Below are 1414 nucleotides of genomic sequence, written 5' to 3' on the forward strand. Positions count from 1 at the left end.
TCGCGGCACCGTTCCGAGCCACACCACTAGCTCAACCACGGGTCACCAGCGGTTTCTCCGGCAACAGGGCCAGGGTCTCCGGTAGCGAGTCGAACGTCAGGTGATCGCTGAACACCGGCAGGGGATCCACCGCTCCCCCGCCGACGAGGTCGAGCACGGCGGGCAGGTGCGGCGTGATGTCGGGCCTGCCCGTCGTGAACGTCACGGCGTTCATGTACATCGGCCCGGTCGGCACCTTCACCCCGGCGAAGTAGATGCCGGCGCTGTGGCAGTGCCCGCCCGGCTCGGTGGCGTTCAACGCGGCGGTCAGCCCGTCCGGGTGGCCGGAAGCGTCGTAGGTGAGCGGGAACTCGCGCTGGTCCAGCTCGTCGGCCGAAACGGCCGTCTGCGCGCCGTACCCCTCAGCGATGGCGCGGCGACGTTCGTTCCGGTCGACGTACAGGACCCGGGACGCGCTCAGCGCACGAGCGAACGCGCAGGCGTACAAGCCGATGCTGGTGCCACCGAACACGAGCAGCGGAGCGCCAGGAGCGTGCGACTGTCCCTTCAGGACACTGCCGTACGCGTCCGTCAGATTGTCCGAGGCGGACGCGAATGCCGCCGGGTCGGCACCGTCCGGCAGCTTCACGAGGTTCGCCGCTGCCCACGGCACCCGCACGAACTCCGAGAAGAGCCCGCCCCACGAACCACCCAGCGGCAGCCCGAACATGGCGTACCGAGGCACCGACAGGCACCGCGAAGGCGCCAAAGCCTTGCAGTTCGCGCAAGTGCCACAAGAGATGTGCCACGGCACGACGACGAGGTCGCCGGCCCCCAGCCCGGCGACCTCGTCCCCGACCTCCACGACCTCGGCCACGCACTCGTGCCCGAGTTGCAGCGGCGCGGGGAACGGGGTGTGGCCCGCGATCACCGCCCGGTCGAGATCGCACGTCGTGGCGGCGACCGGCCGCACCACTGCGTCAGTGGGATCGACCACCCGTGCGTCCGGCACCTCGCGCCACCGCAGCGAGCGGACCCCGGTGTACTCCAGCACCCTCATTTGACACTCCCAGCGGTAAGTCCGGATCGCCAGTACCGCTGCAGCAACAGGAACGCCAGAACCAGTGGCAACAAGGCGAACAGCGAGCCGACGACCATCAACGGGTAGTAGTCCGGGTCGATGTTCGCGAGCGAGTTCCAGCTGTAGAGGCCGAGGCTGAGCGGGTACAGGTTCTGGTCGGACAGCATCACCAACGGCAGGAAGAAGTTGTTCCAGATCGACGTGAGCTGGAACAGGAAGATCGTCACGTAACCCGGCGCGAGCATCTTCAGGCCCACGAAGAAGAAGCTGCGGATCTCGGTCGCACCGTCGACCCGTGCGGCTTCGAGCACCTCGTTCGGCACGTATGCGGCGGAGAACACCCGCGCGAGGTAC

General features: G+C 68.0%; 2 protein-coding genes. Both read right to left on the minus strand.

What is annotated here, in order from left to right; all coding sequences use genetic code 11:
• Positions 1 to 31 precede the first annotated feature (31 nt).
• Positions 32 to 1039, minus strand: coding sequence for a zinc-dependent alcohol dehydrogenase (locus tag UK23_RS36190; RefSeq protein WP_045316264.1), 1008 nt, complete (start codon positions 1037 to 1039; stop codon positions 32 to 34).
• Positions 1036 to 1414: ABC transporter permease subunit (locus UK23_RS36195; RefSeq protein ID WP_045316265.1), on the minus strand; the 379-nt coding region annotated here is incomplete at its 5' end. The genes UK23_RS36190 and UK23_RS36195, both read right to left, overlap by 4 nt.

The sequence above is a fragment of the Lentzea aerocolonigenes genome, assembly GCF_000955955.1.
GTDB lineage: Bacteria > Actinomycetota > Actinomycetes > Mycobacteriales > Pseudonocardiaceae > Lentzea > Lentzea aerocolonigenes_A.